General features: G+C 60.2%; 22 protein-coding genes. 17 read left to right on the top strand and 5 right to left on the bottom strand.

Going from position 1 to position 21283, the window contains the following annotated elements; translation table 11 throughout:
* Positions 1–11 precede the first annotated feature (11 nt).
* Positions 12–1223: a beta-ketoacyl-ACP synthase I gene (gene fabB, locus QQF73_RS03610; RefSeq protein WP_219866798.1), complete on the top strand. Its 1212-nt coding sequence runs from the start codon at positions 12–14 to the stop codon at positions 1221–1223.
* Here the strand turns inward: fabB and QQF73_RS03605 are convergent.
* Positions 1210–1566, bottom strand: coding sequence for a helix-turn-helix transcriptional regulator (locus QQF73_RS03605; protein ID WP_219866799.1), 357 nt, complete (start codon positions 1564–1566; stop codon positions 1210–1212). The genes fabB and QQF73_RS03605 overlap by 14 nt on opposite strands.
* 185 nt (positions 1567–1751) lie before the next feature.
* Here QQF73_RS03605 and trhP point away from each other — a divergent pair, with 185 nt between their 5' ends.
* The 9 genes from trhP to QQF73_RS03560 all read left to right on the top strand — a co-directional run bounded on the left by trhP (position 1752) and on the right by QQF73_RS03560 (position 10143).
* On the top strand, positions 1752–3071 hold the full coding sequence (gene trhP, locus QQF73_RS03600; protein ID WP_285367257.1) for a prephenate-dependent tRNA uridine(34) hydroxylase TrhP: 1320 nt from the start codon (positions 1752–1754) through the stop codon (positions 3069–3071).
* 3 nt (positions 3072–3074) lie between these two features.
* Positions 3075–3521, top strand: coding sequence for a hypothetical protein (locus QQF73_RS03595; RefSeq protein ID WP_219866801.1), 447 nt, complete (start codon positions 3075–3077; stop codon positions 3519–3521).
* Between the two features lie 350 nt (positions 3522–3871).
* Positions 3872–5320 (top strand): Fe-S cluster assembly protein SufB, encoded by a 1449-nt coding sequence (sufB, locus tag QQF73_RS03590; RefSeq protein WP_219866802.1) that lies wholly within the window; start codon positions 3872–3874, stop codon positions 5318–5320.
* A 65-nt stretch (positions 5321–5385) separates the two neighbouring features.
* On the top strand, positions 5386–6159 hold the full coding sequence (gene sufC / locus QQF73_RS03585; RefSeq protein WP_219866803.1) for a Fe-S cluster assembly ATPase SufC: 774 nt from the start codon (positions 5386–5388) through the stop codon (positions 6157–6159).
* 12 nt (positions 6160–6171) lie between these two features.
* Positions 6172–7458 (top strand): Fe-S cluster assembly protein SufD, encoded by a 1287-nt coding sequence (sufD, locus tag QQF73_RS03580; protein WP_219866804.1) that lies wholly within the window; start codon positions 6172–6174, stop codon positions 7456–7458.
* A 6-nt stretch (positions 7459–7464) separates the two neighbouring features.
* A complete protein-coding gene (locus QQF73_RS03575) occupies positions 7465–8718 on the top strand; it encodes an aminotransferase class V-fold PLP-dependent enzyme (protein WP_285367253.1) in 1254 nt (417 codons plus the stop codon).
* A gap of 13 nt (positions 8719–8731) precedes the next feature.
* Positions 8732–9085: a HesB/IscA family protein gene (locus QQF73_RS03570; RefSeq protein ID WP_219866806.1), complete on the top strand. Its 354-nt coding sequence runs from the start codon at positions 8732–8734 to the stop codon at positions 9083–9085.
* Between the two features lie 57 nt (positions 9086–9142).
* Positions 9143–9685 carry a putative Fe-S cluster assembly protein SufT gene (gene sufT / locus QQF73_RS03565; protein ID WP_219866807.1) on the top strand — a complete coding sequence of 181 codons (543 nt, stop codon included), beginning with the start codon at positions 9143–9145 and terminating at the stop codon, positions 9683–9685.
* Complete coding sequence (locus QQF73_RS03560) at positions 9685–10143, top strand: SufE family protein (RefSeq protein ID WP_219866808.1); 459 nt, start codon at positions 9685–9687, stop codon at positions 10141–10143. The genes sufT and QQF73_RS03560 overlap by 1 nt, the downstream gene beginning before the upstream one ends.
* 2 nt (positions 10144–10145) lie before the next feature.
* Here the strand turns inward: QQF73_RS03560 and QQF73_RS03555 are convergent, their stop codons facing one another.
* Together QQF73_RS03555 and QQF73_RS03550 are read right to left on the bottom strand one after the other, a co-directional pair.
* Positions 10146–11345, bottom strand: a complete 1200-nt coding sequence (locus QQF73_RS03555; protein ID WP_285367249.1) for a flagellar assembly protein T N-terminal domain-containing protein — start codon at positions 11343–11345, stop codon at positions 10146–10148.
* A 56-nt stretch (positions 11346–11401) separates the two neighbouring features.
* Positions 11402–11938, bottom strand: a complete 537-nt coding sequence (locus QQF73_RS03550) for an LPP20 family lipoprotein (protein WP_219866810.1) — start codon at positions 11936–11938, stop codon at positions 11402–11404.
* Between the two features lie 259 nt (positions 11939–12197).
* On the opposite strand from QQF73_RS03550, the gene QQF73_RS03545 reads away from it, so the two are divergent.
* From QQF73_RS03545 to trmL, 5 genes are all read left to right on the top strand, one after another.
* Positions 12198–13499, top strand: coding sequence for a conjugal transfer protein TraF (locus QQF73_RS03545; protein ID WP_219866811.1), 1302 nt, complete (start codon positions 12198–12200; stop codon positions 13497–13499).
* 138 nt (positions 13500–13637) lie between these two features.
* The gene (locus tag QQF73_RS03540; RefSeq protein ID WP_285367247.1) at positions 13638–14768 is read left to right on the top strand and encodes a tRNA nucleotidyltransferase/poly(A) polymerase-related protein; all 1131 of its coding nucleotides are present in this window, start codon (positions 13638–13640) and stop codon (positions 14766–14768) included.
* A 9-nt stretch (positions 14769–14777) separates the two neighbouring features.
* Entirely contained in the window at positions 14778–15524 is a 747-nt protein-coding gene (locus tag QQF73_RS03535; protein ID WP_219866813.1) for a pteridine reductase, read from the top strand.
* 134 nt (positions 15525–15658) lie between these two features.
* On the top strand, positions 15659–16837 hold the full coding sequence (locus QQF73_RS03530; protein WP_285367244.1) for an acetyl-CoA C-acetyltransferase: 1179 nt from the start codon (positions 15659–15661) through the stop codon (positions 16835–16837).
* Between the two features lie 5 nt (positions 16838–16842).
* Positions 16843–17307, top strand: a complete 465-nt coding sequence (trmL, locus tag QQF73_RS03525; RefSeq protein ID WP_219866815.1) for a tRNA (uridine(34)/cytosine(34)/5-carboxymethylaminomethyluridine(34)-2'-O)-methyltransferase TrmL — start codon at positions 16843–16845, stop codon at positions 17305–17307.
* 64 nt (positions 17308–17371) lie between these two features.
* Here the strand turns inward: trmL and secB are convergent, their stop codons facing one another.
* Both secB and QQF73_RS03515 read right to left on the bottom strand, forming a co-directional pair.
* Entirely contained in the window at positions 17372–17875 is a 504-nt protein-coding gene (secB, locus tag QQF73_RS03520) for a protein-export chaperone SecB (protein ID WP_219866816.1), read from the bottom strand.
* Between the two features lie 142 nt (positions 17876–18017).
* Positions 18018–18434 carry a rhodanese-like domain-containing protein gene (locus QQF73_RS03515; protein WP_219866817.1) on the bottom strand — a complete coding sequence of 139 codons (417 nt, stop codon included), beginning with the start codon at positions 18432–18434 and terminating at the stop codon, positions 18018–18020.
* A gap of 142 nt (positions 18435–18576) precedes the next feature.
* Between QQF73_RS03515 and gpmM the strand changes: the two genes are divergently transcribed.
* Together gpmM and QQF73_RS03505 are read left to right on the top strand one after the other, a co-directional pair.
* On the top strand, positions 18577–20124 hold the full coding sequence (gene gpmM, locus QQF73_RS03510; protein WP_285367239.1) for a 2,3-bisphosphoglycerate-independent phosphoglycerate mutase: 1548 nt from the start codon (positions 18577–18579) through the stop codon (positions 20122–20124).
* 20 nt (positions 20125–20144) lie between these two features.
* Positions 20145–21278 carry a murein hydrolase activator EnvC family protein gene (locus tag QQF73_RS03505; protein WP_285368280.1) on the top strand — a complete coding sequence of 378 codons (1134 nt, stop codon included), beginning with the start codon at positions 20145–20147 and terminating at the stop codon, positions 21276–21278.
* The last annotated feature ends 5 nt before the right edge of the window (positions 21279–21283 follow it).

The following is a 21283-nucleotide window of genomic DNA, read 5'->3' as shown; positions in this document are numbered from 1 at the left end:
GAGTTAGAAAGATGCGTCGTGTTGTTATCACCGGCATGGGGATTGTCTCCAGCCTTGGCACCAATCTGAAAGAAGTCACCCAGTCCCTGAAGGAATCCCGCCCCGGCATCGGATTCAGTGAAGAAGCACGGGACAACGGTCTTCGTAGCCACGTCTGCGGCCAGATTAACCTGAACCTGTCGGAGCTGATTGACCGGAAACTCTTTCGGTTCATGTGTCCAGCATCCGGCTACGCGTACCTGGCCACCCGTGAAGCCATTGAACAGTCCGGACTGAGCGAGGAGTACATCAAGGCCAACACCACCGGCGCCATTTTCGGCACCGGCGGCGCCTCGACCGTGGAACTACTGGATGCCATCGACACCCATCGCCAAAAAGGCATTCGCCGGGTCGGACCGTATCGGGTCCCCCGCACTATGGGCAGCTCCATAAACGCCTCGATCTCCACCGCCTTTGGCATCACCGGCGTTAACTACGGCATTACCTCAGCCTGCGCCACCAGTGCCCACGCCATTGGCCACGCAGCTGATCTGATCGCCCTGGGCCGTCAGGACATCATGCTCGCCGGCGGCGGTGAAGACATTCACTGGAGCCTCAGCCTGCTGTTCGATGCCATGGGCGCATTGTCCACCAAGTACAACGAAACCCCGGAACTGGCCTCCCGTACTTACGACAAGGATCGGGATGGGTTCGTTATCTCCGGTGGCGGCGGAACATTGGTACTGGAAGCCCTCGAGCATGCGGAGGCTCGAGGCGCGACCATTCTCGGTGAGCTCGTCGGTTTCGGCGCCACATCCGACGGCGCAGACATGGTCGCGCCCAGTGGCGAAGGCGCTGTCCGCTGCATGCAGCAGGCCATGAAAAATGTCGAAGGTGAGATCAGCTACGTGAACACCCACGGCACCAGCACACCCGCCGGGGACGTCACCGAACTGAAAGCTCTGAAAGATACTTTTGGGGACAGGATCCCACCGCTGAGCTCAACCAAACCGCTGTGCGGCCATGCCCTCGGCGCGGCCGGTGTGCACGAAGCCATTTACAGCCTGATCATGCAGCGCGAAGGCTTTATTGCACCGTCGGCCAATATCCAGAACCTGGACGAAGGGGCCGAGGGCTACCCGATCGTGCGGGAGCGGATGGACAACCAGACCCTGGATCTGGTGATGAGCAACAGCTTCGGCTTCGGCGGAACCAACGCCTCGCTGGTATTCAGGAAAGTCTGACGGAGCGGTATTCAGCCGGGGAGGTTCCCATCCAGCGCTTGAATGCCCGGCTGAATGCGCTCAGTTCCGAGAACCCAAGCTGCTCGGCGATTTCCACCAGCGGCTTGGTCTTATCCTGCATGTAAGTCAGTGCCTGCTTGCGCCGGACATCCTCCAGAAGGCGCGCAAACGTAAGGCCCTCCCGCTTCAACTTCTTATGCAGCGTATAACGACTCATGTGCAGCTGAGACGCAACAGCTTCCACGCCCACTTTACCGCGGGCGAGCTGAACGCTGATCAACGAGCTTACCCGCGCACTCAAGGTAACCCGTGCCATTTCCGGCCTCAGAGGCTCTGATGACATGCAAACTCCTCCCAATACACAATCTGGCCCAATAGGGCACACCATCCAGCGTACACTTGTTAGCTGAAAAGAATCAATACGACCTTTGAGTAGGATCAAGGGAGTTCCGACCGGTTTACGGCAGAATGCCTGCTTTTACCGAAATGACGCATACCGATTCCCCAGACCACCCCGTCGGAGCCAAGATGAATACCCCTGAACTGCTCGCCCCCGCCGGCACCCCGGCACACCTTGAAACCGCCTTCGCCTATGGTGCCGATGCGGTCTATGCCGGACAACCACGCTACTCCCTGAGGGTACGTAACAACAGTTTCAAAGACGTTGCAGCGCTTGGGGCGGGCATCAAGCGAGCTCATTCGCTCGGGAAAAGCTTCTACCTCGTGTCCAACATCGCGCCCCACAATGACAAGGTGCGCACCTACCTGAGGGATCTGGAGCCAGCGCTGGCCCTGCAACCAGACGCCCTGATCATGTCCGACCCCGGACTGATCATGCTGGTGCGGGAAAAATGGCCGGATCAGCCTATACATCTCTCGGTGCAGGCAAACGCCGTCAACTGGGCAACCGTCGAATTCTGGCGCCGACAGGGAATCAGTCGCGTCATCCTGTCCCGTGAACTGGCGCTCGATGAGATTCGCGAAATCCGGGAACGGGTGCCCGGGATGGAACTGGAGGTTTTTGTCCATGGCGCCCTGTGCATGGCCTATTCCGGACGCTGCCTGCTGTCCGGCTATATGAATCACCGGGACGCCAACCAGGGCGCCTGCACCAACGCGTGCCGGTGGAACTACAAAGAAGTCCAGTACAACCACGACCAGACCGGCGACCTGATCGCCACCTCCGCCGGCAACAGCGCCCAGGAAGTGGAGCCCAGGGAAATCCTGCTGGAAGAGCCAAACCGCCCCGGCGGCTTCATCCCCGCCTACGAGGACGAGCATGGCACCTACATCATGAATTCCAAAGACCTTCGCGCGGTCCAGCACGTGTCGGAGCTGGTCAAAATGGGCGTGCACTCCCTGAAAATCGAAGGTCGCACCAAGAGTACCTATTACGTTGCCCGAACCACCCAGGTCTACCGCCGCGCCATCAACGATGCACTGCAGGGCAAGAGCTTTGACATGGGGCTGATGGACCAACTGGAAGCCCTGTCGAACCGGGGCTACACTGAAGGCTTCCTCCGCCGGCATCCGCCGAAGGAGTACCAGTCTTACGAGCAGGGCTCATCGTCGCTCGGCACTCAACAGGTTGTCGGTGCCATCAAGGAAAACGACGGTCGGTGGCTGACCATTGAGGTCAAAAACCGGTTTGCACCGGGCGACCCGCTGGAGCTGATTACCCCGGCGGGAAATATCCGCTTCGCCGCGGCGGCGATGGAGACATTGAACGGGAGCAAAGTGGACTACGCTCCCGGCAGCGGTCACACCGTCCGGATACCCCGGCCTGAAGGAACACCGGCTAATCTGGATTTCAGCTACCTGACGCGACTTTTTCACACGGAGGTCTGACTCGTGCGCCCGACCATTTCATTGCTCACCCTGATCTGGCTGTTAATCGCCAGCTCCGTGACCCTCGCCGAAGTGCTCTCTACCCGCGAGGATATCCGGAAGCAAACCGGTTCGTTCATGGATATGATCGCCAGCGGTCGCATCGTCGCCGCATACAGCAGCCTGCGCCCCTACCTTGGTGTTGACTCAGGAGCCTACGACGATTCGGCCAAGGAAGCGGCCACCTACTTCCAACAGGTTCGGCAACAGGCTGGCGAACCTGTGGGCAGCTCGCACGTGGCAACGGAAATCATCGCCAGCGACTTCACCCGGGAAACCTGGTTGCAGAAGTTCGAGGCCGCCGCCATCGCCTGGCGCTTTACGTATTACCAGCCGGACGTAAGTGGCTGGAAACTGGTGGGCGTCAGTTACTCCACAGAGCTGGGCGACCTGTACCGCACTGCCGAATAGCAATTAGTCGAAGATCACGCCCAACCAATCGGCCCGATAACCACTCCCTTGGTGCCGTCGCCCCTGATTACGGTATAATCACCGCTCGCGCAATTTAATACCTGACTATTTTACTATGGTATTGTATAATCGCTCGCCAGAAGCAGCGGGTTCCGCCGGTTTTTTACGTTTACAAACAACAGCCGGCCAACACAACCCGTCATCCAAAAACCGATTGCAGGGCGTACTCACGGAGTGAGCGATCACTGCAACACCCAAACTGATGACATCCGCCCGGTGGCCAGACAACACAGGCTGCCGGCACACCAAGGGCCAGATGGCCCGAGATGAGAGAATACGGAGCGACGATCATGGCGACCACCGACAAAGAGGTGAACGAGCTGATCAAACGGGAATATGAGCACGGTTTCGTGACCGACATCGAAGCCGATACGTTCGAACCCGGCCTGAATGAAGACGTAATCGCCCGCCTGTCCGGGATCAAGAAAGAACCGGAGTGGATGCTGGAGTGGCGTCTGAAAGCCTATCGTCGCTGGCTCGAGATGGACGAGCCGGACTGGGCGCATGTGGGTTACCCGAAAATCGATTACAACTCGATTTCCTACTATTCCGCGCCGAAGCGCAAGGAAGACATGCCCCAGAGCCTGGATGAAGTGGATCCTGAGCTGCTGAAAACCTATGAGAAGCTCGGTATCCCCCTGCACGAGCGGGAAAAGCTCGCAGGCGTTGCCGTGGATGCGGTCTTCGACTCGGTGTCCGTAGCCACCACCTTCAAGGAGCCTTTGGCCAAGGCTGGCGTCATCTTCTGCTCCATTTCTGAAGCGATTCAGGACTACCCGGAACTGGTCAAGAAGTACCTTGGGTCTGTGGTTCCTGCTGGCGATAACTTCTTCGCCGGTCTGAACTCGGCGGTCTTCTCCGACGGCACGTTCGTGTATGTTCCGAAGGGCGTGCGCTGCCCCATGGAACTGTCCACCTACTTCCGGATCAACGCGGCCAACACGGGCCAGTTTGAGCGCACCCTGATCATCGCCGAAGACAGCAGCTACGTCAGCTACCTTGAGGGCTGTACCGCGCCCATGCGCGACGAGAACCAGCTGCACGCGGCCGTGGTTGAACTGGTGGCGTTGGACGATGCCCAGATCAAGTATTCAACAGTGCAGAACTGGTACCCGGGCGACGAGGAAGGCAAAGGCGGCATCTTCAACTTTGTCACCAAGCGTGGAGCCTGCATCGGCAAGAACTCCAAGATTTCCTGGACCCAGGTGGAAACCGGTTCCGCGGTAACGTGGAAGTACCCGAGCTGCATCCTGCGCGGTGAAAACAGCGTGGGTGAGTTCTACTCGGTGGCGCTGACAAATAATTACCAGCAGGCCGACACCGGCACCAAGATGATTCACCTGGGCAAGAACACGTCCAGCACCATCATCTCCAAGGGCATCTCGGCCGGCAAGAGCTCCAACGCCTACCGCGGCCTGGTCAAGTTTGGCCCCGGGGCGGAAGGTGCGCGCAACTTTACCCAGTGTGACTCGCTGCTGATCGGCGACCGCTGCGGCGCGCACACCTTCCCGTACATCGAAAGCAAGAACAAGTCCGCCATCGTCGAGCACGAAGCCACCACCTCCAAGGTCAGTGACGAGCAGATGTTCCTCTGCCGCCAGCGTGGCATCGAACCGGAGCAGGCCGTGTCCATGATCGTCAACGGTTTCTGCAAAGAGGTATTCAAGGAACTCCCGATGGAGTTCGCGGTGGAAGCCGGCAAGCTGCTCGAGGTGAGCCTGGAAGGCTCCGTCGGTTAAAGTCGGCGATCCCGGACACACAGATAAACGAATTCATACAGATTAACGAAGAGAGAACCCCACAAATGCTGAGCATCAAGAACCTGCACGCATCCGTTGAGGGCAAAGAAATCCTCAAGGGTATCAACCTGGAGATCAAGGCCGGGGAAGTTCATGCCATCATGGGCCCGAACGGCTCGGGTAAGAGTACCCTGTCCCAGGTGCTGGCAGGCAACGAAGCATTTGAAGTCACCAGCGGTGAGGTCACCCTCAACGGCGAAAACCTGCTCGACCTGGAGACCGAAGAACGGGCCCGCGAAGGCATTTTCCTTGCGTTCCAGTATCCGGTAGAAATTCCCGGCGTAAGCAACCTTCAGTTTCTGCGCACCGCGGTCAACGCCATGCGCGCCCACAAGGGCGAACCGGAAATGAACGCAGCCGAATTCATGAAGCTGGCGAAGGAGGTCTCGAAGCAGGTGGATCTTGACCCGGCCTTCCTTAAACGCGGCGTCAACGAAGGTTTCTCCGGCGGCGAGAAGAAGCGTAACGAAATCATGCAGGCACTCCTGTTACAGCCGAAGCTGGCGATTCTGGACGAAACCGACTCCGGCCTCGACATCGACGCCCTGCAGGTCGTATCCAAAGGCGTTAACGCGCTGCGGGCCGAAGATCGCGCCATTCTCATGGTTACGCACTACCAGCGCCTGCTTAACCACATCGTGCCGGACCACGTGCATGTTCTGGCCGGCGGCAAGATTGTCAAATCCGGCGGCCGTGAACTGGCCCTGGAACTGGAAGAGCGCGGCTACGGCTGGCTGGGCATCAAGGATGAAGAAACTGCCGACAGTTCAGCCAACTAAGGAGACCGTGGAATGAAACCCGCACCGACTCTTTCCACCGCGTTTCTGCGCCCGGCCGGACAATCCCTGCCGGAACCTCTGCTGGCCCTGCGCAAGCAACGCGGCACAGCGCTGGTCGACATGCCGCTGCCAACGCGGAAAACGGAAAACTGGAAGTATTCCAGCAAATACCTGAAGTTGACCGACGACATGGCCATTTCCCTGCCAGCCGACGGTAAGGCCGGCAGCAGTCTCGCGGTGCCCGGTTACAAGGTGGTCTTCCTGAACGGCGTGATGATGCCGGAGGCAAGCGAATACCCGGATCTCGACGGCATCTCCATCCAGAGTTTCGGCGACCTTTCCGACGAGGAAGCAACCGAGCTGGCCGACCGTCTGGACAGTACGCTCGACAACAAAGCCGTGCAGATGGCCCGACTGAATTCGGCCCGCTTCGAGGATGGCCTGCTGATCCGCCTGAAACCGGACGCAGTTCTCGACCAGCCGCTGTTTATTGTCCACGAAGTCACCGCAAGCGCGAGCGGCTCGGCGTTCCCCCGGGTTTTTGTGGATGCCGGCCGGAACAGCCAGATCACCCTCGTTGAGGAGTACATCTCCAGCGGTTCGGAAACCGTGATGGTCAACACGGTGACAGAATTCAACGTGGCCGAAGGTGCCAATATCACCAGCGTCCGCCTGAACATGGAAGGCGAGAACGTTCAGCACATCGGCGCCACTGGCGTCCGCCAGCAACGCAGCTCCCGCTTTGAGAGCCACTGCGTTGGTTTTGGCGGCCCCCTGCGCCGCCACGATCTGCAGGTTCGCCTGGAAGGTGAAGGCGCAGAGTGCAAGCTCAACGGAGTGGTGGTTACTCAGGGCAAGCAGCACTATGACAACCACACCAACATCGAGCATGTCGCGGCCCACTGCAACAGCGAAGAGACCTACCGCAATATCGCGGCCGACCAGTCTCACGCGGTCTTCAACGGCCGTATTCACATCCACCAGGACGCCCAGAAGTCCAATGCGGATATGAACAACAAAAACCTGCTGTTGTCTAATGGTGCAGAGATCGATACCAAGCCGGAGCTGGAGATCTACGCGGACGATGTGAAGTGTGCCCACGGTGCCACCATCGGCCAGCTGGACGAAATATCCCTGTTCTACCTGGTCTCCCGCGGTATTGGCCGGCGCGAGGCTAACGTGCTGTTAACCATGGCCTTCATCAATGAGCTGGTCGAACAGATTCCGGTAGAAGCGGTACGTGAGACCGCACAAACCCGGCTGAACCAGTTCTTCGACCAGACCTTCGAGGAGGCGTAACCGGTTATGACGGATCTGTCCGTGGCAAACGCAGCCAACAAACCGGCGTTCGACGTAGACGCCTTACGCCGGGACTTTCCTATCCTGTCACAACAGGTGAACGGGAAGCCGCTGGTGTATCTGGACAATGGCGCCTCGGCCCAGAAGCCGGAGGCAGTTCTGGATGCCATGGACCGTTACTACCGGGAAATGCACTCCAACGTTCACCGGGGCGCGCATACGCTCGGGGACAGGGCGACGGCTGCGTTCGAAGGTGCCCGGGAAACCGTTCGCAGCTTCCTTAACGCCGAAAGCACACGGGAAATCATCTGGACCCGCGGCACCACCGAGGCCATCAACCTGGTGGCGAACGGGCTGGCCGCACGCTTGAAGCCCGGCGATGAGATTCTGGTCAGCCAGATGGAGCATCACGCCAACATTGTGCCCTGGCAGATGATTGCCGAACGTACCGGCGCGAAGGTGGTGCCGATCCAGATCACGCCGGATGGCGAGTTGGACCCGGAATCCTTCACCAGCCTGCTGAACGAGCGCACCCGGATCTTTGCCATCACCCACGTCTCCAACGTTCTGGGCACGGTTAATCCGGTGGCTGCCCTGGTCGAGCAGGCCAAGTCCCTGGGCATTCTTACGTTGGTGGACGGCGCCCAGGCGGTTCCGCACTATCAGCCGGATGTGCAGGCGCTGGGTTGCGACTTTTACGTGTTTTCCTCCCATAAGATGTTTGGCCCGACCGGTATCGGCGTACTCTACGGCAAGGCTCAGCTTCTGGAGGAAATGCCGCCCTATCAGGGCGGTGGCGAAATGATTGAGCGGGTGTCGTTCGAGCGCACCACCTGGAACACCCTGCCCTACAAATTCGAGGCCGGCACCCCCGCCATCGCCGAAGCGGTGGGCCTGGGCGCCGCCATTGACTACCTGAATCGTCTCGACAGACAGGCCATGGAGGCGGCGGAAGCCAACCTGCTTGAGCGAGCCAACCAACTGGTCGAGACCGTGCCGGGTATGGAAATCATTGGTACCGCGAAACAGAAAGTGCCTGTGATGTCCTTTAAAATCGCCGGCCTGCACCCCAGTGATATCGGTACGCTGCTGGATCAGCAGGGCATCGCCATTCGCACCGGCCATCACTGCGCCATGCCCTTGATGGATTTCTATGGAGTTCCCGGTACTGCCCGGGCCTCATTTGCGTTCTACAATACGTTGGACGAGGTGGAACAATTGTTCACCGCCCTGCAGAAAGTCCAGCGCCTGTTTGCCTGATGGAGGTGGAATTATGACAGCCGAAGTCTTCACCCCGACCGTCGCCGTCACCATGACGCCCAGCGCGGTCAAGCACGTGCGCAAACAACTCGACAAAAAGCCGGAGGCCAAGGGCATCCGGCTGGCCATCAGGAAAAGTGGCTGCTCCGGTTTCAAGTACGAGACCCAGTGGGTCGAGGAAGCCGCCGCCGACGACAAGATTTTCCATATTGATGGCGTCGATGTGTTTGTCAAAGAGGAACACTTACCCCTGGTCAACGGGATCGAGATCGATTTCGTGACTGAAGGAGTGAATTCCGTCTTCCAGTTCCGCAATCCGAATGCCACCGCCGAGTGTGGCTGCGGGGAAAGTTTCACCGTCGCCTGAGTCCGGTTGAATCAAGCTCTCGGGCAGACAACAGATAACAGAGAGGCCAGTCTGGGCATGCAAGAACGGGAAGTGGTCCTGACCAAACGCGAGGTGGAAGCCCGCCTTGTTCCCGCCGGAACTGAAATCATGATCCCGGCCGACACCTTTGTGACCATTACACAGTCACTGGGCGGCACTTTCACCGTAGCGGTTAACGGCAACCTTGCCCGCATCGAAGGCCACGACGCCGATGCGCTCGGAAAACAACCCCTGGAAAGCAGCTTCGAGACCCCCGAGGATGGGACCGTCAACGAGAACCAGGTGTGGGAAGCCCTGCGCAACTGCTACGACCCGGAAATCCCGGTAAACGTTGTGGATCTCGGGCTGATCTACGAATGTCAGATCAACAATGGCACCGACGACGGTAACCATGTCTACATCAAGATGACACTGACCGCCGCCGGCTGCGGCATGGGTCCGGTGATCTGTGAAGATGTCCGGTGCAAGGTCGAACACGTTCCCAATGTGGACAAGGTAACCGTGGACCTGACGTTTGATCCGCCGTGGAGCAACGACATGCTCACCGACGAAGCCAAGCTCGAACTGGGAATGCTGTAATGACCGCTAGCGAACAGGACTTCAAGAACAACCCGCTGGGCACCGAAACCACCCTTGACGATGTCACCGATGCGTTCGAGTTTCTCGACGATTGGGAAGAACGTTACGCGTACATCATTGACCTGGGCAAACAACTGCCTGCGTTTCCGGACGAAGCCCGTGTGGAAGAGAATTACGTGCATGGCTGCCAGAGCCAGGTCTGGCTGATCCATTACTTCGACGAAGACAGTGGCAAGCTGTATCTGCTGATCGATTCCGACGCGATGATCGTTCGCGGGCTTGCGGCCATCATCCTGGTGGCGCTGAACGGAAAATCTCCGAGAGAGTTGTTGACCACGGACATCGACGAGCTGTTCGAGAGCCTGGATCTGTTCCGCCACATCTCCCCGACCCGCGGCAACGGCCTGCGCGCCATGGTTGGCAAGATTCGCGACATCGCTGCGGCGGAAGCGGCCTGACCTCACCAGACGATGGCGATGTCGTCCCGCTGGATGTTCACCTGGGTGCCGATAGTCGGCATGCGACCGTTACTGAAATCCGGGTGCACGTTGTTCAGCGTTACCGAAAGCTTTGCATCCCGAAGCTCCGGGGTACCACCCAGGGAATCGAAGTAGCGAGCGCTACGGTACAGATGCAGCTCATCGCCCGGACGCAGGCCCGCCGTTGCTCCCGAGGCGAGAGTCACGGTATGGCCGTCAACGCGGGTAACCCGGGTCATGAACGGCTGACATGCCAGCGCACCGCTGACTTCCCGAACCATCTGATCAAGCACGCCGTTCACTGCCTGACCGTAGGCCGTATGCTGGAACCCCGATGAACCGAATCCGTCCGACGCACCCGGCCCGGCATCCCATTCGGCCGTCGCCGAAAACTGTTGCTGGAAAACCGGCGACCCGCTGAACCCGTCGAAGATCATCAGATCCACCACAAAGCGCCGGTTCTGATCAACCGCACCAATACCTCGCTGCACCCGGTCCAGCACCGAGGTGCCCCAGGCCGAGGGATCGGCAACTCCGAGATCACGTATGACCCCGGTCACCACAAACTGTGCCCCCAATTCGCGAGCGAGCTGAAGCACGTTGGTCAGGCGGTTATCTCCCTGCTGCACCGTGGGGGCATTGAGCAGATCGTCGAACATCCGGGTAGTGGTTGCTCCGAAAACCTGCAGCTCATTGCCCGCGCGCAACCGGTCCTGAAGCTGTTGCGGCAAGACCTCGCCGGCATCATCAATTCGACCGATCCGGGCCTGGTCAGGATACAGCACCGGGAACCCTGTGATTGCCACACGCTTTCTCAAACCGGCCGCCGCACCCACGCCGCAACGACTCCCCTGGCCTTCCGACATCTCCGCGCGCACTGTCACCCTTAGCAGATTTCCGCTCCGGTATTCGTCGACAACACGGGCGTTGCGGGCCCTCGCACTGGCCGCAACCTGCATGTGGGATTCGGTGACCACGCCATTTTCCATCGTGTCCCGGGTACTGACCCGGGCTTCATACTGCAGCGCCAGATCACGCAGGGCTGCCTGACGGGCATCGGCGCGCGCCGATTCCAGGTCGCCATGAACGATGGTACCGTGCCCGACACCCTCCAGTACTATGGCCTGAACAGTGCCAGCGGATACCAGGGTCATCGCCAGCAGAATGCATCGAAGTATCATGAACAAAAGCCTCAAAATGCCCGCGTATCACCGATTCTGACGGGCCCGATTGCCGGTCAGTCCAGATAGTACAGGGAGTCAACCCCCCTGCTCTGCACGTCGCCGATACTGTCGTTATCGCGGGGCATGGGTATCGGGCACAGATCCTGGACCTGATCATCCGCGACCTTTGATACACAGGCACGGAACCTGGGCTCCAGTTTCAGCTCCATAACGGTTTCAACCACGCCGTCACTGTGCTCATTCACCGCCACCATCTTGGCGCCGCGAATATAGCTGTCGACGTAGGTGCGGAAGGTGTCGTTGCGCAGGACAAAATCGTTCACCGTTGAGCTGCCATATATCACGGTTCCGTAGACCCGCTCTGCCAGGTTGCGATAGGCGTCGAGCTGGGATGCCCGCCGGGCCAGCAATCGCTTGCGGGTGTTCAAACGGTCCCTGGAGGCATCCTCATAGGTTCCGAAGCCGCTGACCCGGACGGTGATCGGCTCCAGTTGGGCGTCTCGCTGATCCGCGTCCTGATACCCGCCATTTGACGCACATGCCCCGAGGGCCAGGGCAAGAACGGGAACGGCTATCTTGCGAAGGTTCATTGTCACTCTCCGAAAACATCATTTCGGGGTCGCCATGAAAGATTCGCGCCAGTTTCCATAAGCCACTGATATACCTGAATGGACATCGGTTCAAGCCCTACGCCGGATTCCGGAGCGGCAAAAAACTGCCTCCGTTTACATATCAAAAACAAACCGTTACCGCTTAGGACGTGTTCTGGTCCTGGTTCTACTCTAACCTCCTATTTATCCGCCAATTACCGGAAGTTTTACCCGTTTTTCGCAACAGGATCCCCAATAAATGCACAACAATCGTCTGCCCCAACTCTCTCTGGCCATTGGCCTGTCCGTCGTCTCCGCCTCCGCGCTGGCCAGCCCTCAGCAATTCATGTCGGCCCGTTCCTTCGCGATGGGCGGCACCGGTGTGGCGATCGCCCACCCGGCAGACGCAGCCGCCACCAACCCGGCCATGATGGCGGGCAACCATCACGACTGGTCGGACGATTTCGGCCTGATACTGCCCTCGGTCAACGCCCGGGCCGCGGATGAGGAAGAGACCGTTGACCAGGTCGACGACATCCAGGATGTGATTGGCCAGTTCGAATCGGCGATTTCCGGTTTTGACCCGAACACCGATGCCCCCCAGAGCATTCAGGACAGTGCCGCCGATCTCCGGGATCGTCTGGTGGCCTTTGACAAGGACACCGTCCGGGGCAATGCCGGACTGGGACTGGCCCTGGCAGTGCCCAGCAAAACTGTCTCGGTCGGCTTTTTCACCAACGCCAACCTGACGGCCACGGTTCGTGGTGAGCTCTCCGACAACGACGAAGCGCTGTTGGACGCCGTAGCCACTGCCGCCACGGCACAGGACGTCGACAACGCCCTGGATCTGGTGACCAACCCCGACGGCAGCGTGCAGCTCGACTCCCGGGCACGGATTCTGGCCTCAGCAGTCGGGGAAGCCGGCATCAGTTTTGCCCGCCAGTTTGAGCTGAACAACGGCAACCGGTTCCAACTCGGCCTGTCGCCCAAGTATGTGGAACTTCGCACGTTCCAGTACACCGAAACGGTTTCCGGCTTTGAAGACGACAACTTCGATGCCGATGAGAACCAGACCGACAAGAGCGGCTTCAACGTCGACATCGGCGCCGCCTACCGGTTTGGGGAGGACCGCCAGTGGAACGCCGGACTAACCATCAAGAACCTGATCCCGATGGAACTGGATTCTGCTCAGAGCAAGCCGGCCCTTGAGCAACAGTACACTCTAAAACTCGACCCGATGGTCACCGCGGGTATCGCCCACATCGGCGAATACCACGTCATCACCGCCGAACTCGACCTGACCAAAAAGGAGGCGTTCGGCTACGAGGACGATACCCAGTGGCTGGCTCTCGGCGCGGAATTCGACGTCTACCACTATGCCCAGCTGCGTGTCGGGGTCCGCCAGAATCTCGCCAGCAATGACGATAACGACGGCATCGAGGAAAAAACCCAGTTCACCGCCGGTCTCGGCCTGAACCTGATGGGGGTACGCATGGATCTGGGCGCACTTGTCAGCGACGCGGACGTAGGTGCAGCCCTGGAGTTCGGCACGGCATTCTGACCTCAGACTCCATCTTTACGAAAGCCCGACCGGCTTTGACCGGCCGGGCTTTTTTATGACTGGCATCGCCGGTTTGCCTCGCACTGCCCTGACCCGGATAATCCCCCGAACGACAACGTGAGAGGAAACAGCCCGTTCATGCAAACCTATCTGGTTGGTGGTGCCGTCCGTGATGAACTCCTGGGCCTGGAGGTCAAGGACCGTGACTGGGTTGTGGTTGGCGCCACTCCAGACGACATGCTGAAGCGGGGGTTCAAACAGGTGGGGGCTGACTTCCCGGTCTTTCTCCACCCTGCGTCCCGCGAGGAATATGCCCTGGCCCGCACTGAGCGCAAACAGGGGCACGGCTACCACGGCTTCAGCGTGTACAGCGCCCCCGACGTTACGCTGGAGGACGACCTCAAGCGTCGCGACCTCACCATTAATGCCATGGCCAAAAGCGAACAGGGACAGATCGTCGACCCCTTCCATGGCCAGCAGGATATCGACAGGCGCCTGTTGCGGCATGTCTCCGCCGCATTTACGGAAGACCCGCTGCGCATTCTGAGAACGGCGAGGTTTGCTGCGCGCTTCCGGCCCCTGGGATTCCAGGTGTGCGAAGAAACCATGAGCCTGATGCGCCGGATGGTGGCGGACGGAGAAGTCGAGCATCTGGTGCCCGAGCGGGTATGGCAGGAGGTCCAGCGGGCCCTGCACGAACAGGAGCCCGGCATCTTCTTCGAAGTCCTCCGGGATTGCGGCGCGCTCGCCAGCCTGATGCCGGAACTGACGCCGGACAGCCGGTTTGAACAGGCCATGGCGGCGCTTCGCTGCATCCATCGCGAGCTCGGCTCAACCGAAGAACGCGTCGCCGCCTTGATGTCGCCTCTCCCCAAGCAGGAGTGCGAGCGACGCATGGCCGCGCTGAAGGCACCGAACGACTGCCAGAATCTGGCCCGCCTCGTCGCCGAATTCATCCCGGCGATCGACAACCCGGATGCCACTTCAACAGGCACGATCACGGCCGAGAACCTGCTTTCGTTACTTGACGTCGCCGACCTCTGGCGCCGGCCCGAACGATTCGTGTCGTTGCTGAAGGTGCTGGCGTGCGCGCTGCCCCAACCGGAACGGCCAATTGTCCAGCGGCTGGAACAGGCCGCGGACGCGGCCTCCGGCGTCGAGCCAAAAGCGCTGATGGCCCAGGGGTTCAAGGGTAAGGCACTGGGTGAAGCAATCCGCCATGAGCGCCTGCGTCGTATAGAGCAGGCACTGTCCCACTCTTCAACCTGAGGAACGATCATGGCCGATACCGCTCCCGTTGCCCTGGTGACCGGCGCCGCCCACCGACTGGGCGCCCGCACTGCCAAGACCCTGCATGACCGCGGCTGGAACCTTGTTATCCACTACCGCAGCCGGCGGGAACAGGCCGATGCGCTGGCAGACAGCCTGAACCGGAGTCGCCCCGAGTCAGCCACCGCCCTGCAGGCAGACCTGAGCGACCTCGATCAGGTCCGGAACCTGGGTGAAGCAGGAGCCGCCCGGTGGGGCCGGCTGGACGGGCTGGTAAACAACGCGTCCGTGTTTTATCCAAACGCCACGCCGGAAGCGAAGCCGGAGGACTGGGACACCATCCTCCACACCAACCTGAGGGCACCGTTTTTCCTGCTGCAGGCGTGCCTTCCGGCCCTTCGTGAACGGGGCGGCTGCGTGGTCAATATGATCGACATCTATAGCGAGAAACCGTTGGCCGACCACCCGTTGTATTGCGCAAGCAAAGCCGGGCTCGCCGCGCTGACCCGATCCTGGGCCACAGACCTGGCACCGGCAATCCGTGTCAACGGAGTGTCGCCCGGAGCAATCCTCTGGCCGGAAGGCGATGCCGCAGTGAACGACAGTCATCAGCAGAGAATCCTCGACAAGACGCCGCTGGCGAGGACCGGTCATCCCGATGACATCGCCCGGACCATTGCCTTTCTTATGTGCGATGCGCCGTTTGTCACCGGCCAGATCCTGCCGGTGGATGGCGGCCGCAGTCTCAACATGTAACTGCCGGGGTCGTCTCAGTCCCCTGCTTTGGTCTCTTTGGCCGTCAGGTGGTTTCCGGATACAATGCCCGCAGATTCCCATTCTGTCCGCGCGGTCACCCTCGGGATCCGCGCCCAATAAACCGGAGAACTCCCATGCGTGATGTCGTCATCGTTGCAGCCAAGCGTACCGCCATCGGAACCTTCGGCGGTGGCCTTTCCAGCCTGAGCGCCGACCAGCTTGGCACCGCCGTGATCAAGGCCATCCTGGAAGAGACCGGCGTTGCCGGTGACCAGGTGAATGAGGTGGTTCTCGGCCAGGTACTGACCGCGGGCTGTGGCCAGAACCCCGCCCGCCAATCTTCAATCAACGCAGGCATCCCCGCGTCCGTGCCGGCCATGACCATCAATAAGGTCTGCGGCTCTGGCCTGAAAGCCGTCCATATGGCCGTCCAGGCAATCCGCTGCGGCGACGCCGAACTGATGATTGCCGGCGGCCAGGAGAGCATGAGCCAGGCTCCCCACGTCCTGCCCAACAGCCGCAATGGCCAGCGCATGGGCAACTGGACCATGATCGACACCATGATTACCGATGGCCTTTGGGATGCCTTCAATGATTACCACATGGGCATTACTGCCGAGAACATCGTAGAAAAATACGGCATCAGCCGGGAGGAACAGGACGAGTTTGCCGCCGCCTCCCAGCAAAAAGCCGTCGCCGCCCGGGAAGCTGGCTACTTTGATGGCCAGATCGTTCCGATCCCGGTTCCCCAGCGCAAGGGTGATCCTGTAATCGTGGACAAGGACGAGGGTCCCCGCGCTGGTGTGACGGCCGATAGCCTGGGCAAACTGCGCCCGGCCTTCAAGAAGGATGGCACGGTCACTGCCGCCAATGCGTCGTCCCTGAACGATGGCGCCGCCGCCGTCATGGTCTGCAGCGCCGACAAGGCCAGGGAGCTCGGTCTCACTCCGCTTGTCACCATCAAGGCCCACGCCAATGCCGGCGTTGATCCGACTATCATGGGAACCGGCCCGATTCCGGCCAGCCAGCGTTGTCTGAAACTGGCCGGCTGGAGCGTCGATGATCTGGACCTTGTGGAAGCCAACGAGGCCTTTGCCGCCCAGGCCATCTCCGTTAATCGGGATCTGGGCTGGGACACCAGCAAGGTGAATGTAAATGGCGGTGCCATTGCACTGGGCCACCCGATCGGCGCCTCTGGCTGCCGGATCCTGGTGTCCCTGCTGCATGAAATGGTGCGTCGCGATGCCCACAAGGGCCTCGCCACCCTGTGCATCGGTGGCGGCATGGGCGTTGCCCTGGCTGTCGAGCGCTAGACGCGATGCTGAATGTGGTGCTGTACGAGCCGGAAATACCGCCGAACACCGGCAACATCATTCGGCTCTGCGCCAATACCGGCTGCCGGCTGCACCTGATTGAGCCACTGGGATTCACCCTGGAGGACAAGCAGATGCGCCGCGCCGGTCTCGATTACAGCGAATACGCCACCATCACGGTTCACCAGAGCTACGCAGCCTTTCTGGAGGCCGAACAGCCCCGACGCCTGTTCGGCCTGACGACAAAAGCCAACCGCGGCTATCATGAGGCTACCTATCAGGCCGGCGACTACCTGATGTTTGGCCCGGAGACCCGTGGCTTGCCCGCCGAAGTGCGGGCATCGCTGGCCACCGAACACTGCCTGCGGGTCCCGATGCGACCGGACAGCCGTAGCCTGAACCTGTCCAACACCGCCGCTCTCGTGGTCTATGAAGCCTGGCGGCAACTGGGGTTCGAAGGCGCAGTCTGAGCCCTCGGCACCAGACACAAAAAAACCGGCCAAGGCCGGTTTTTTTGTGCAAGGTCAGGCAGGTTCAGTGCGTCTGCTGCTCTTCCTTGGCCTCACCCGCGGCTTCTTCCTGCTTGCGCTTGAGCGCCTGGGCGTAGATAGCGTCGAAATTCACCGGGGCCAACATCAGGGCCGGGAAGCTACCCTTGCCAACGATGCCATCGATTGCCTCGCGAGCATACGGGAACAGGATGGTCGGGCAGTAGGCGCCCAGCATCTGGCCCAGTTGCGCGCCTTCAATGCCCTGCACCAGGAATACGCCGGCCTGCTGGATCTCTACGATGTAGGCAACCTTCTCACCGACCTTGGCGGTCACCGTCAGGGACAACACCACTTCATACTGGTTGTCGCTCACCTTGTTGTGTGAGGTGTTCAGGTCCATGTTGACCTGTGGCTTCCACTGTTCCTGAAACACCAGCGGAGAATTCGGTGATTCGAAAGACAGGTCCTTCACATAGATGCGCTGAAGGGCAAACTGGGGTTGGGTTTCGTTTTCGCTGCCTGCTGCGGCTTGCTGATTCTCAGCCATGTTCAGTCCTTTCGTTCTCGATCATGGGCCCGGGGCCCGTTGTTAGGAAGCGTGATGCCGGAACATTCTACTGCGTGGCTCCGCCGGCTAATGTGAAACAGTGCGGCAGATTGCGGTTCAGATCAAGGCCCGACCACCACCGTTACTTTTTCACCAGTGGCAGGTTGCTGCTCCTCCAGTCGGCAACGCCGCCATTGAGCCGCACCACATTGGTGAAACCTTCGGCATTGAGCTGCTTCACCGCCATGGCAGAATGCTGACCCATCTTGTCGGCCACGATGATCTGCTTGTCCTTGAACTTGTTCAGTTCGGCCGTGCGGCTCTTGAGGCTGTTCAGGGGAATATTGACCGACCCGGTGATCCGGCCTTCACCAAACTCCTTCCGGTCACGGATATCCACCACCACGGCTTCGTCCTTGTTGATCAGCGTGACAGCCTCCTGCGCGGAGATTTTCGCACCGCCCCGACGGGATTCAAGGAACAGGATGGCAAGCAGGAACGCCACAAACAGCGACACAAGAATGTAGTGATTAACAACGAATTCGAACAAGCGATCCATGAAAGTACCCTGAAAAATAATTTGGCAGGATTATACACACACGGGCGCGGTCACAGAAGGCAGCCGACATGGCTTGTGCGAATGAAAACGGTTAGAATCTGCACTCCCGTTTACCAACATTTCCACCAAACCGGATGAAGTGATGACCGCGACGCGCAAGCCGACTGCTCTGATTATCCTGGATGGCTGGGGCCACCGTGACCCGGCCGAAGACAATGCCATCAGCAATGCCAACACCCCGTTCTGGGACAAGCTCTGGCAGAACCAGCCAAAGACCCTGATCAACACCTCGGGCATGTTCGTAGGGCTGCCTCAGGGCCAGATGGGCAACTCGGAAGTCGGCCACATGAACCTGGGCGCCGGCCGGGTCGTCTACCAGAGCCTGACCCGAATCGACAAAGATCTCGAGGATGGCACCTTCCAGAAGAATAAAGTGCTTTGCGCCGCCATCGACAAGGCGGTCAGCAGCGGCCGTGCGGTTCACCTGATGGGCCTGATGTCGCCCGGAGGCGTCCATAGCCACGAAGACCACATCATCGCCGGCGCCGAACTGGCCGCAGCACGGGGCGCGAAGGAGGTCTATATCCACGCCTTCCTTGATGGCCGGGACATGCCGCCGCGCAGCGCCAAGGCCTCGCTGGAAAAAGCCGCCGCCCGAATGGAAAAACTGGGCGTCGGCCGAGTCGCGTCCATCGTGGGCCGCTATTACGCGATGGACCGGGACAACCGCTGGGACCGAGTTGAGGCTGCCTACAACCTGATGACCCAGGGCACTGCCGAGTATACCGCGGCCGATCCGGTAAACGGCCTTGAGCAGGCATACGAACGGGGCGAAAACGATGAATTCGTGAAACCGACCCGCATTCACGTCGCCGGCGAACCCGACGGTACGATCAATGACGGCGACACCGTCCTGTTCATGAACTTCCGGGCGGACCGGGCCCGGGAAATGACCCGCGCGTTCGTCCAGCAGGATTTCGAGGGCTTCGACCGCCGGAAGCACCCGGAACTGGCCGATTTCGTGATGCTCACCGAGTACGCGGCGGACATCAAGACCAGCTGCGCCTACCCGCCCGAGCAACTCGTTAACGGCCTGGGTGAGTACGTCGCCAAGCAGCACAAGACCCAGTTGCGAATTTCGGAAACCGAGAAGTACGCCCACGTCACCTTCTTCTTCAACGGCGGTCTCGAGACCCCGTTCGAAGGCGAGGACCGCATACTGATTCCTTCCCCGAAAGTGGCGACCTACGACCTGAAGCCGGAAATGAGCGCGCCGGAAGTGACCGACAAGCTCGTCGAGGCCATCAAGAGTGGCAAGTACGACCTGGTCGTGTGCAACTATGCCAATGGCGACATGGTCGGACACACCGGCAAGCTCGACGCCGCCATCAAGGCTGCCGAATGCCTTGACGAATGCGTACGGCGCGTGGTCGAAGCCCTTGACGAGGTCGGCGGTGAAGCTCTGATCACGGCCGACCACGGCAACTGTGAACAGATGACCGACCCGGATTCCGGCCAGGTCCACACGGCCCATACCATTGGCCCGGTGCCGCTGATCTATACCGGACCGCGCAACGCATCCCTTCGGGATGAAGGCAGCCTGAGCGATGTGGCACCGACCCTGCTGACCCTGATGGGGATGGAACAGCCCAAGGAGATGACCGGACACAGCCTGGTCAAGATCGATTGATTGCAGGGCAGGCAGGCGTGTTGCAGTTGCTCTCGGCCCTGGCGCTCGCCCTGCTTCTGGGCGCAGCGCCGGCGTATGCGGATAATGAGGTCACCCCGGCCCAGATCGAAGACCTCAAAGAACGGATTGAGGACATCGACGATTGGCTGGCTGATGCCGAGGAGGATCGCTCAACCCTTGAGCAGCAGCTGGCCTCGACCGAGCGCAAGATCAGCCGGCTGACCCGGGAGCGGCGGTCGCTGCGCCAGCAGGCGGCCCAGCAGCAGCAACGCCTGCGCGCACTGAAAGACGAAGAACAGAGCCTGACCCGCACCCTCGACCGTCAGCGCGAAAGCCTGAAGCGACAGATCCGGGCCGCCTGGATGGAAGGCGATGCCCCGGCGGTCAAGGTATTGCTGAACGAGATTGACCCGGACCGGATTGCCCGGACCATGACTTACTACGAATACCTGAGCCGGGACACGGTCGATCGCCTGGAGGCCTTTCGCAAAAGCCTGCAAGAGCTCAAGGAAACCCGGGCCAACGTCGAGGCCACCCGGGTAGAACTGGCCCGAACCGAAGCGGACGTTACCCAACGCCAGGAAGAACTGGCCCGGTCACGCAAGGCCCGCGAGGAAACCCTGGCCGCCCTGACTGCCGACATCCGGAACCGCCAAAGTGAGCGAGAGGACCTGGAATCGGACCGAAAGCGTCTGGAGAAGCTTCTCAAGGAAGTCCAGCAGGCAATTGCCAGCATTCCCTCACCCAACGAGTCGCAACCCTTTGTTTCATTGCGGGACAAATTGCCCTGGCCCGTGCAAGGCAAGGTGCAAAGCGGCTTCGGTGATCGCTACGCAGACGGCAAGCTTCGCCGCAATGGCCTGTTGATCAGCACCGACGAGGACGCCGAAATCAGGGCCATCCATTACGGGCGTGTTGTGTTCGCCAACCGGCTCCGGGGATTTGGCCTGATCACCATTATTGATCACGGCGACGGCTACATGACACTCTATGGCCATAGCAGCAGCCTGTTCACCAGCCCGGGCGACTGGGTGGCGGCGGGCGAACCGATTGCCCTCGCCGGACGTACCGGCGGCACCGAGAGCCCGGCGCTGTACTTCGAAGTGCGCCACAACGGTAAGCCGGACAACCCCAGACGTTGGCTGGCCAACTGAAGCGT

This window comes from Marinobacter albus, from assembly GCF_030238305.1.
Lineage (GTDB): Bacteria > Pseudomonadota > Gammaproteobacteria > Pseudomonadales > Oleiphilaceae > Marinobacter > Marinobacter albus.
This window is presented reverse-complemented; position numbering and strand designations above follow the sequence as displayed.

Bases quoted from the DNA above. Each gene is read 5' to 3' on its own strand.
- fabB (WP_219866798.1), top strand. From the start codon at position 12: ATGCGTCGTGTTGTTATCACCGGCATGGGGATTGTCTCCAGCCTTGGC.
- QQF73_RS03605 (WP_219866799.1), bottom strand. From the start codon at position 1,566: ATGTCATCAGAGCCTCTGAGGCCGGAAATGGCACGGGTTACCTTGAGT.
- trhP (WP_285367257.1), top strand. From the start codon at position 1,752: ATGAATACCCCTGAACTGCTCGCCCCCGCCGGCACCCCGGCACACCTT.
- sufB (WP_219866802.1), top strand. From the start codon at position 3,872: ATGGCGACCACCGACAAAGAGGTGAACGAGCTGATCAAACGGGAATAT.
- sufC (WP_219866803.1), top strand. From the start codon at position 5,386: ATGCTGAGCATCAAGAACCTGCACGCATCCGTTGAGGGCAAAGAAATC.
- sufD (WP_219866804.1), top strand. From the start codon at position 6,172: ATGAAACCCGCACCGACTCTTTCCACCGCGTTTCTGCGCCCGGCCGGA.
- QQF73_RS03575 (WP_285367253.1), top strand. From the start codon at position 7,465: ATGACGGATCTGTCCGTGGCAAACGCAGCCAACAAACCGGCGTTCGAC.
- QQF73_RS03570 (WP_219866806.1), top strand. From the start codon at position 8,732: ATGACAGCCGAAGTCTTCACCCCGACCGTCGCCGTCACCATGACGCCC.
- sufT (WP_219866807.1), top strand. From the start codon at position 9,143: ATGCAAGAACGGGAAGTGGTCCTGACCAAACGCGAGGTGGAAGCCCGC.
- QQF73_RS03560 (WP_219866808.1), top strand. From the start codon at position 9,685: ATGACCGCTAGCGAACAGGACTTCAAGAACAACCCGCTGGGCACCGAA.
- QQF73_RS03555 (WP_285367249.1), bottom strand. From the start codon at position 11,345: ATGATACTTCGATGCATTCTGCTGGCGATGACCCTGGTATCCGCTGGC.
- QQF73_RS03550 (WP_219866810.1), bottom strand. From the start codon at position 11,938: ATGAACCTTCGCAAGATAGCCGTTCCCGTTCTTGCCCTGGCCCTCGGG.
- QQF73_RS03545 (WP_219866811.1), top strand. From the start codon at position 12,198: ATGCACAACAATCGTCTGCCCCAACTCTCTCTGGCCATTGGCCTGTCC.
- QQF73_RS03540 (WP_285367247.1), top strand. From the start codon at position 13,638: ATGCAAACCTATCTGGTTGGTGGTGCCGTCCGTGATGAACTCCTGGGC.
- QQF73_RS03535 (WP_219866813.1), top strand. From the start codon at position 14,778: ATGGCCGATACCGCTCCCGTTGCCCTGGTGACCGGCGCCGCCCACCGA.
- QQF73_RS03530 (WP_285367244.1), top strand. From the start codon at position 15,659: ATGCGTGATGTCGTCATCGTTGCAGCCAAGCGTACCGCCATCGGAACC.
- trmL (WP_219866815.1), top strand. From the start codon at position 16,843: ATGCTGAATGTGGTGCTGTACGAGCCGGAAATACCGCCGAACACCGGC.
- secB (WP_219866816.1), bottom strand. From the start codon at position 17,875: ATGGCTGAGAATCAGCAAGCCGCAGCAGGCAGCGAAAACGAAACCCAA.
- QQF73_RS03515 (WP_219866817.1), bottom strand. From the start codon at position 18,434: ATGGATCGCTTGTTCGAATTCGTTGTTAATCACTACATTCTTGTGTCG.
- gpmM (WP_285367239.1), top strand. From the start codon at position 18,577: ATGACCGCGACGCGCAAGCCGACTGCTCTGATTATCCTGGATGGCTGG.